This window comes from Mesorhizobium sp. M7D.F.Ca.US.004.01.2.1 (assembly GCF_003997785.1).
Classification (GTDB): Bacteria; Pseudomonadota; Alphaproteobacteria; order Rhizobiales; family Rhizobiaceae; genus Mesorhizobium; species Mesorhizobium loti.
Genome location: NZ_RZRQ01000254.1, coordinates 1 through 8408, shown reverse-complemented (window position 1 = coordinate 8408; position 8408 = coordinate 1). Strand labels below are relative to the sequence as shown.

At 63.0% G+C, this 8408-nt stretch carries 11 protein-coding genes and 1 tRNA gene; 7 read left to right on the top strand and 5 right to left on the bottom strand.

Going from position 1 to position 8408, the window contains the following annotated elements:
- Window positions 1-79: 79 nt before the first annotated feature.
- The 6 genes from EN993_RS26330 (at window position 80) to EN993_RS26300 (ending at window position 3641) form a co-directional block, all read left to right on the top strand.
- Window positions 80-155: transfer RNA gene (locus EN993_RS26330), tRNA-Ala, on the top strand.
- 331 nt (window positions 156-486) lie between these two features.
- The gene (locus EN993_RS26325) at window positions 487-1236 is read left to right on the top strand and encodes a helix-turn-helix transcriptional regulator (protein WP_127265221.1); all 750 of its coding nucleotides are present in this window, start codon (window positions 487-489) and stop codon (window positions 1234-1236) included.
- Between the two features lie 529 nt (window positions 1237-1765).
- On the top strand, window positions 1766-2728 hold the full coding sequence (locus tag EN993_RS26315) for a SagB/ThcOx family dehydrogenase (RefSeq protein WP_245468969.1): 963 nt from the start codon (window positions 1766-1768) through the stop codon (window positions 2726-2728).
- Window positions 2729-2786: 58 nt separating this feature from the next.
- Window positions 2787-3041, top strand: a complete 255-nt coding sequence (locus EN993_RS26310; protein ID WP_109664195.1) for a hypothetical protein — start codon at window positions 2787-2789, stop codon at window positions 3039-3041.
- An 88-nt stretch (window positions 3042-3129) separates the two neighbouring features.
- Window positions 3130-3324: a hypothetical protein gene (locus EN993_RS26305; RefSeq protein ID WP_164757816.1), complete on the top strand. Its 195-nt coding sequence runs from the start codon at window positions 3130-3132 to the stop codon at window positions 3322-3324.
- A complete protein-coding gene (locus EN993_RS26300) occupies window positions 3321-3641 on the top strand; it encodes a hypothetical protein (RefSeq protein ID WP_109664185.1) in 321 nt (106 codons plus the stop codon). Before EN993_RS26305 ends, EN993_RS26300 begins: the two co-directional genes overlap by 4 nt.
- Window positions 3642-3664: 23 nt before the next feature.
- Here the strand turns inward: EN993_RS26300 and EN993_RS26295 are convergent, their stop codons facing one another.
- The 4 genes from EN993_RS26295 to EN993_RS26280 all read right to left on the bottom strand — a co-directional run bounded on the left by EN993_RS26295 (window position 3665) and on the right by EN993_RS26280 (window position 6870).
- Window positions 3665-4609 (bottom strand): energy transducer TonB, encoded by a 945-nt coding sequence (locus EN993_RS26295; protein ID WP_127265219.1) that lies wholly within the window; start codon window positions 4607-4609, stop codon window positions 3665-3667.
- Window positions 4606-5052: a TonB system transport protein ExbD gene (gene exbD, locus EN993_RS26290; protein ID WP_109664176.1), complete on the bottom strand. Its 447-nt coding sequence runs from the start codon at window positions 5050-5052 to the stop codon at window positions 4606-4608. Before exbD ends, EN993_RS26295 begins: the two co-directional genes overlap by 4 nt.
- Window positions 5053-5056: 4 nt before the next feature.
- On the bottom strand, window positions 5057-6007 hold the full coding sequence (gene exbB / locus EN993_RS26285; protein WP_109665377.1) for a tonB-system energizer ExbB: 951 nt from the start codon (window positions 6005-6007) through the stop codon (window positions 5057-5059).
- 65 nt (window positions 6008-6072) lie between these two features.
- Window positions 6073-6870, bottom strand: a complete 798-nt coding sequence (locus EN993_RS26280; protein ID WP_109664172.1) for an ATP-binding cassette domain-containing protein — start codon at window positions 6868-6870, stop codon at window positions 6073-6075.
- A 278-nt stretch (window positions 6871-7148) separates the two neighbouring features.
- Here EN993_RS26280 and EN993_RS26275 point away from each other — a divergent pair, with 278 nt between their 5' ends.
- The gene (locus tag EN993_RS26275; protein ID WP_126066832.1) at window positions 7149-7835 is read left to right on the top strand and encodes an isochorismatase family cysteine hydrolase; all 687 of its coding nucleotides are present in this window, start codon (window positions 7149-7151) and stop codon (window positions 7833-7835) included.
- 6 nt (window positions 7836-7841) lie between these two features.
- Here the strand turns inward: EN993_RS26275 and EN993_RS26270 are convergent.
- A partial coding sequence (locus EN993_RS26270) for an LLM class flavin-dependent oxidoreductase (protein WP_127265218.1) occupies window positions 7842-8408 on the bottom strand: 567 nt, incomplete at its 5' end.

The window sequence follows — 8408 nt, the reverse complement described above, 5'->3', positions numbered from 1 at the left end:
CGCGACGGCAGCGGATTTCGGCAAAACGCCGCCTTGACAGAAAACCACGACGCCCGATAAATGCGCCCATCCGCTGGACGGGGCTGTAGCTCAGCTGGGAGAGCGCGTCGTTCGCAATGACGAGGTCAGGAGTTCGATCCTCCTCAGCTCCACCAGCGGAATAATCAGTTCTCCACTCTCCGCGCCGAATGCACCGCACGGGGCTCGTCCTGGCTCCTGCGGGCGGTATTTGTTGTGCCAAGGCGCTTTCGAGGGCCGCACTACTGCGCGTCCATCTCGCAATATCTGACAAAACTGTTGTCAATTGGACTTATGGCGGAAGCTGCTCACGGATTGTTTCCGTTCTTTTTGGAAACTGCCCCATTAGATTGACGTTACCAAATCAGTTTTTCTGTGCGTTGTGACAAGGGCGTTTCGGCGGGGGCGACCGAAGACGCTATATGGCTTTCGAGTCGAAATGAAAAATCCGCCTGCGGAAGCAAAGACGTGTCAATTCGCGAGAATCTCGCTGCAAACCTTAGACGGCTCTGCAAGGACCATGCTTCCGTCAGCGCGGTATGCCGTGAGCTGGGCATCAACCGCACGCAGTTCGAACGCTATCTGCAAGGACAGACGGTTCCCAACAAGGCCACCGCCAAGCTGATCTGCGACTACTTCCGGATCGACGAGGCCGAGTTGTACCAGGATCCCGACGTCCCCGAACCCAGGGTCCGGGGCCTGCCGCCGGTTTCGGAGAGCTTGTTCAACCAGATGATCCGTCCGCCCAGCCCATCGATCGCGGGAGGCACCTATTTCACCTATTTTTCGATTCCCTCCCGGCCCGACCTCTTGATGCGATCGGTAACCTTCGTGCGTCGCGAAGCCGAGCTGGTCACCTTCAGAAGGGTTACCGGATGGTCGGAACGCCGGGGATCGACATGGGCGCGGGCGCGCGGCAACCACTATGGGGTGGCGATCTCGCGCCTGAACTGGATCTATTTCAGCGGCATCAATCGTCGCCAGACCGGCGAGCCGTCGCTGATCTCCGTGCAATGGGCACCGATCTCCGAACCGGTGCTGATAGGCAAGGCTATGCTTCTGACGGAGGCCGGGCCGGCCTTCGTGTCCGTCATCATGCGGCGCGACATGGCCAACATCCGCCCCAGGGACGCCATCAGCATGGCACACGTCATCAGGCTCGACGATCCAAGCGTCGACCTACTGGTGGTCAGCCTAACCCGGGACGGGCTGGGCTAATGCCGTCGATCGCCGTGGCTTACGCTAAATAAGAATAAGCATATACCGAAAAAGCGTATGCCAACGATTGTCTACTCTGTATCTGAATAAAATCGATATTTTACACTTTAGTGACAGGAAAGATAATTCATCAGCCCGTCTTTGGTACGTGGATTTACTACAATTTTAACATACCATTAACTCTTCCGACCTTACCTTTCTTGCCGTGGATCCCGTTTTGGGGGGTCTTTCAACGGATCCCGATGGGATCAAGGAAGGGATGAAAATGGCCAAGAAAGTGAACACCGCTCCGAAGCTGACGACTGCCGCCGGCACGCAGACCGTCTTCTTTTCGCAGGGCATGCACTACAACAAGCGCTGAAGCCGTTCTGCGCCGGCGAGCGGTTCGCTTGTCGGCGCCTCGGCTCCGCACATGGCATTCAGCATCATGAAAATGCGCTCTTCAAAAACGCTTGTTTTCTACCCCGGGCCTAACAAGATCACGGCATGCAACTTCCTGACCAGAAGCGTGTTTGAATGCAGCCCGGAGATGGTCGGTCTTCTTGCATCGTGGGACAAATGGGCGTCGACGGCGGATATCGCCCGCGCCCATGGGTGGTCGAAGTCCGAGCTGAAGGCTGTTGTTCCCCAGTTGCTCGATTTTTCCGCCCTGGTGACCGCCGGATCGCCGCTCGCCGAGCAGGAGGAGCAGTTTTCCGGACAATGGAGCTGGGGCCTTCCGACCGCGCTGATGCATTTCTGCGTCCAGGACAGCGCATACATGACCATCGAGCAAGCGGAAGAACGGCAGATCGAACGCGCCGGCCACACGCCGCAACCGGACCTGGTGCTGAAGAATTCCGCTGGCGCCATTCAGCTGCCGAACGCATTGGAAGACAATGAACTTCTCGCCCTGATGGCGCGCCGCCGCACCAACCGCACGGCGGCTCAGCCCACCATCACGGCCAAACAGCTTTCCGATTGCCTGTTCGCAGGGCTCGGCATCACCGGCGAGACCGCCAACTGCGTTGGCGCCCTGCCGCTTGGCATGACCCCTTCCGGCGGCGCGAGGAATCCCTATGAGGCCTATGTGGTCGCGCTCGGCGTCGACGGTCTCGAGCCCGGCGTCTACCACTATTGTGCCGCCGATCACGACCTTGGCAGGATTTCCGCAAACCATCTGCCCAAGATCTCCGAACTGGTCGGTGGACAGGAATGGGCTGATACCATGCCGTGCCTTATCCTGCTTTGCGCGAAGCTCGATCGCACGATGTGGAAATACGAGGACGCCAACGCCTATCGTGTCGTGCTGATCGAGGCTGGCCATATCGGCCAGAACATCATGCTGGCGGCGACCAATCATGGCCTGTCGGCATGCCCGACGGCGGCGCTCAGTCATTTGGCGATCAAGCGCCTGCTCGGCCTCGATCGCCTCACCGACGCGCCCATCTATGCCTTGACCCTCTCGGCCCCGGAATCATGCCCGTCTTCGGCGGGCCAATCTATCAATTAGTCGGCTTATTATTTTCTGTAACGCGTTCCCTAGGTTCAACCACAGACAGGAGCAGCACGTGGCAAATCATTCCCTACGTCAGTCGGAAATCGATAGTCTTCAATACATTTCGTCGATGACCAATGAGCTCGTGCAGATGGCCGAAGCAAGCCGTTTTCCCATGATCTCCTATCTGCTGGGCATGGCCTATGCAGAAGCCTTCGACGTTCTTCGCGGCGCACGGCCGGCCAGGCATGCGCAGCTCAGCGGCAACCCGCTGCACCCCAAGGTGCAGGCAAAGGACAATCGTGCTGCCCAGCCGCGGAGAGCATAGCGACATGCAATCGTCAGCCGCATGCGCGGTGGCCGGCTCGACCTCCCGGCCAAACCGCTGGGGGACGCTATGCGCGTTGCAAAACCTGATGCCACTGCTGAAAAAAGCCGCCACGGATCTGAACCGCGCCGACATGGTCTACTGGTTCGAACAGGCCGATGCCGAGGTCGCTAACATCATCAGGGGCCGACCGACCGATGCGGCCGCCATCCCGGCCTTGATCGCATCCTGCCCGCGGGAAACCGTTGCGCGCCTGGAATTGCCAAGGGGGATCTGCACATGAACATGATTGCGAACATCAGAAGCGTCGACGCCAGGGAAAGCATTTTCAGCCGGCTCGACGCCTTGATCACCAGGCAACCGCCATCGCCTGACGCCGCGCGGGTCGAGGCTCGCCAACTCGTCTCGATGGCAATTGCCGATAGCTGCCAGGTCGACAGTCTCTGGGGCGCGGTGGACGCCTTTCATGCCCATTTCGACTTCATGATGCAGACCATCGAGATCAACGGCGCCGACGACCCGAGCCTCAGGCTTCTGCGCACGAAATGTCGCTTCTATCTGGAGCAGGTCGAAGCCCTGTGCCTGTCGCTCAGCTATTGATGGATCCGGGTCTGCTCTAGTCTCTAATTGCGCAGGCTGAACACGAACGGTGCTGTTCGGCTCAGGCGCGAGCCGAGTTCCGGCGGCGGTGCCGGCACTGAGGCGCCTTGCAGCACGGCGAGTGCCGCACGGTCCAAATCCGCATCTCCGGAGGAACGAGAGAGCCTGGCAGACAGGACCCGGCCGGACGAGTCGACCGTGAAGGCGACATACGGCCTGCCTTCCACGCCTCGAGCCTTGGCCGAACGGGGATAGCGCGTGTGCCGCTTGATCCAGGCGCCCAAGCGGGAGTCCCATTTGCTGGAGTCGCCGGATCGCGACGCGGATTGTGCCGACTCCGGCGCGGCAGTCCTGGCCGCAGGCCGTGCATCGGCGCTGGCGGCGGCTACCGTCTTCGGCGGCGCCGCCTTCTCCTTCTTCGGCCGCGGCTTGGGCTTCTCGACAGGCTTTTTCGCCTTGGCCTCGACCGGTTTCTTGTCCTTGACCACTTCGACCGGTTTCGGCTGCGGCAAGGGAATGACGACCTCGGGGGCGACAGCCTCGACAATATCCGGGACGACCTCATCCGGCGGCGGCTGGTCGACCTGTTCAGCCATTTCGGTTCGGGTGAATTCGGCCTCGTCGGGCGGAACGGCTTGCGGCTGTTCGACAACCGGCTCCGCCTTCTCGACCGGCTCTTCGTGCGTAGGCTCGGGAGTCGGTGTCGGCTCGGTCTGATCTGGCGTAACCGCGTCCAGCGCGGCAATCTGCTCTTCCACCGCCGGCATCACCACCATCGGCGCCATCTCGATCACCTGGGCCGGTGGCAGACCGCCGTCTGCTTCGGTGACCATCGTGAAGTTTTGCACGGCATAGGCGACCGCGACATGAGCTCCGAGGACCAGCGCGGCCGCACCGGCCCACAAGCCAAGGTCGCGCCAGCCGAAGCGCGACAACTGGACCGAGGGCAAGGCGGTCGCTTGCATCATGGCGCCGCTGCACCAGTAGTTGCCGGCGCCGCCTCCAGGCCGACCAACGCGATCTTCAGATAGCCGGCACCGCGCAGCAGGTTCATCGCCTCCATCAGGTCGCCATAGGCGACCGCCTTGTCGGCACGCAGGAAGATGCGCGTCTGCTTGTCGCCTTTTGTCCTGCTGTCCAGCGTCGCGGCGAACGCCGGGCGCGGCACGCTGTCGTTGCCGATCGCCAGCGACAGATCGTCCTTCAGCGTCAGGAACAGCGGCGTTTCGGGCCGTGGCGCGGGCGTTGCGGTCGAGCCCGGCAGGTCGACATTGACATCCACCGTCGCCAGCGGCGCCGCGACCATGAAGATGATCAGCAGCACCAAGATGACATCGATGAAGGGGGTGACGTTGATCTCGTGGCTTTCCTCGAGATCGTCGTCCATGGTCTGTCGGATTCTGCTTGCCATGGCGCTACTCCGCCGCCAGCGCCGTCGGCGGCGCGACGGTGCGGAAGTCGAGGTCGCGGCTGACCAGCCGTTCGACGCCCGCCGAGGCATCGGCGAGGATCTGCCGGTAGCCGGCTATCGAGCGGGCAAAGACGTTGTAGATGACGACGGCCGGTATTGCCGCGACAAGGCCCATCGCGGTGGCTAGCAGCGCTTCGGCGATGCCCGGCGCGACCACGGCGAGATTGGTGGTCTGCGCCTGCGAGATGCCGATGAAGGCGTTCATGATGCCCCAGACGGTGCCGAAGAGGCCGACAAAGGGCGCGGTCGAGCCGATCGTCGCCAGCACGCCGGTGCCGCGCGACATGCGCCTCGACGCCGCCGCCTCGATGCGCGACAGGCGCGACGTGACCCGCTCCTTCAGCCCGTCTCCCGAGACATGATCGAGCGCACCTGCAGAAAGTGCGGTCTCCTCCTCGGCCGCCCGCACCAGAAGCGCGCCGGGGCCGCCGCTGCGGTCGAGGGCGCGGCTCGCCTGCTTCAACGTGGCGGCCTCGCCGATCGCCCGCACTGCGCGCTGGATACGCAGCTTGCCACCAAGAATCTCCAGCGATTTGGCCAGCCATATCGTCCAGGTGACAAGGGAGGCAAAGGCCAGCCCGATCATCACCGCCTTGACGATGATATCGGCCGCCATGAACATGCCCCACGGCGACAGATCATGCGGCAGGGCCAGCTCCAGCGCCGTCGAAGGCCCGGCCTCGGCCGGTACGGTCGCGTTCGGCTGGCTGGCCGGCTGCACAGGCGCCATCATGGCTGGGGGGACGACTGCCGGTGCTGCGGGTGCCGGTGCAGCCGGCGTGGTGGTCGCCTCGATCACGGGGGCGGAACCAGCCGGTTGCTGCTGGGCGGTCGCGCTACCGACCGACAGGATGACGGATGCGACCAACGCCGCCAACAAACCACTTCTCGACAACAGCTTCTTCCTTGTTCTCTCAGCGGCCGGCCGCTTTCCATTTCCCACCACCGCATCAAATCTCGTCACTGCACATAGCCGACGGGCTGGCCGGTGACGGGGTGCGCGAACACGCCCATCTCCACGCCGAAGATGCCTTTCAGCACATCGCTGCGCATGATCTCGCCGGGCGTGCCGCGCGTCAGCAGCTTGCCGTCCTTCAGCGCGATCAGCTCGTCGCAGTAGCGCGCCGCCATGTTGGGATCGTGCAGCACGACGACGACGCAGAGGTCGCGCTTGCGGCTGAGATCCTTGACCAGCCCGAGCACCTCGACCTGGTGGGCGATGTCGAGCGCCGAGATCGGCTCATCGAGCAGCATGACGCCGGCGTTCTGTGCCACCAGCATGGCCAGCCACGCGCGCTGGCGTTCGCCGCCCGACAATTCGTCCACCAGCCGGTCGGCAAAACCGTCCATGTCGGTCAAGGCCAGCGCCTCGTCGACATGCTGCCTGTCTTCCGCGCGGAAGCGGCCAAGCGCGCCATGCCAGGGATAGCGTCCGAGCGTCGCCAGTTCGCGCACGGTGAGACCGGTCGCCGCCGGCGTCGTCTGCGGCAGATAGGCAAGCGCGCGGGCAAGCTCGCGGGCGCCCCACTGCAATAGTGGCCGCCTGGCGAAGGTGATGGCGCCTGAGCTTGCCGGCTGCTGGCGCGCCATCAGCTTGATCAGCGTCGACTTGCCCGAACCATTGTGGCCGATCAGCCCGTAGACGCGCGAGCGCTGCAGTTCGAGCGAAACCGGACCGAGCAGCGTCCGCTCGCCGACGGCGAAGCGCACCGCGTCGATATGGAAGGCAGTCTGGGCATCAATTCCAGCCACGGTCATGGCTTTTCTCCAGTGCGGCCACCCGCATTTCCAGATTTCGGCTTTCGGCAGGCGATGCCCGGTTGACTATGAAACATGACCTTACTAGTCAACATTTAAGATGACTGCAACGGTCAACAAATCGGCGCGACGTAACCGTGAGGGTTTGCACGGCGAACTGTCGTCGCCGGCACGACGCCCCTCGTCCTGCCTCTTGGTGTTAGGATTGCTGCCCGGGTGGACGGCTGCAACTTCGCCGTTCAGGATAGACCGCACAATCGGTGAGGAGAAAACCCCGGATGATCAAGGCGACGCCTTTCGACTTCCCCTATGACGGCAGGCTGGTTGCCGAAAACACTGCGCTGATCGTCATCGACCTGCAGCAGGATTTCCTGTCGACGACGGGCTACTTCGCCAAGCAAGGCTACGACCCCTCGCCGCTCAGGGCGATCCTGCCGACCGTGAGCCGGCTGATATCAGCCGCCCGCAAGGCCGGCGTCAGCATCATCCACACCAGGCAGGGCTATCGGGCTGACATGGCCGACATGACGCCTTACGAAAAATGGCGCCGCAAGCGCTCCGGGCTCGAAGGCACCGAAATCCTGCTGCGCTCGGGCCCGGGATTCCAGATCGTTCCGGAGATCGACGTCGCGCCGCAGGACATCATCGTCGACAAGACCTGCAACAGCGCCTTCACCTATACGGACTTCGAGCTTGTCCTGCGCGCGCAAGGCATCACGCATCTCATGTTTTCCGGATGCACCACGGATGTCTGCGTCCACACCACGTTGCGGGAAGCCTGCGACCGGAATTTCCAATGCCTGACGATCTCGGACGCCTGCGCCAGCGGCGACAGACAAGCGCACGAGGCAGCACTTCACATGGTGACGGTCGAAGACGGCGTCTTCGGCGCGCTGACGGATTCAGCCGCCGTCATCGAAGGCCTGTCGCGACTTGGCGACAGGCCTGAAGCAACAAAAGGCTGAAGGATCTCAGCCCATTGCGCGCGTCTCCAGACCCGCGCGAGACGCATACGCCCCGGGCTGGAATGCGTCGGTCTCGCGACGCGCCAGGGAGTTGCGCAGCAGGGCGATCGTTTCCCGGCCGACCGTGGCGATCTCGCGCGGCGTGTCGACGCCGACAATCATGAATTCATCGATCCCGAGCGCGGTATAGGCAAGCAGCGACAGGGCGGCCTGTGCCGGTGGCCCGGAAAGGTCGACCGCCTTGTGGCCCGTGGCGGAAGCGCCCTGGTGAATCCTGACCGGAAGCGCAAAGCGCAGTTTGCCCGCCCGACCGTGCTCGGCAGCGGCACCGCGCACCCGCTCCATCAGCTGCCGAACCTCGTCGATCGAGCCTGGCACCAGTTCGAAGACATCGGCATGCCGGCCGGCGACCTTGAGCGCCGTTCCGGATTGCCCGCCCATACGGATGATCAGGTCGGCGCCGTGCGGACCCTTGCGCGGCACGTAGCCGCCCTTGATGCTGTAGAACGCGCCTTCATGGTCGAAGGGCCGGTCGTTGGACCACAGCCGCTTGAGCAGCACCAGATATTCGTC

Excerpts from the sequence above, each read along its gene's own strand:
- EN993_RS26315 (WP_245468969.1), top strand. The coding sequence starts at position 1,766 with ATGGTCGGTCTTCTTGCATCGTGGGACAAATGGGCGTCGACGGCGGAT.
- EN993_RS26305 (WP_164757816.1), top strand. The coding sequence starts at position 3,130 with ATGCCACTGCTGAAAAAAGCCGCCACGGATCTGAACCGCGCCGACATG.
- EN993_RS26300 (WP_109664185.1), top strand. The coding sequence starts at position 3,321 with ATGAACATGATTGCGAACATCAGAAGCGTCGACGCCAGGGAAAGCATT.
- EN993_RS26295 (WP_127265219.1), bottom strand. The coding sequence starts at position 4,609 with ATGATGCAAGCGACCGCCTTGCCCTCGGTCCAGTTGTCGCGCTTCGGC.
- exbD (WP_109664176.1), bottom strand. The coding sequence starts at position 5,052 with ATGGCAAGCAGAATCCGACAGACCATGGACGACGATCTCGAGGAAAGC.
- EN993_RS26280 (WP_109664172.1), bottom strand. The coding sequence starts at position 6,870 with ATGACCGTGGCTGGAATTGATGCCCAGACTGCCTTCCATATCGACGCG.
- EN993_RS26275 (WP_126066832.1), top strand. The coding sequence starts at position 7,149 with ATGATCAAGGCGACGCCTTTCGACTTCCCCTATGACGGCAGGCTGGTT.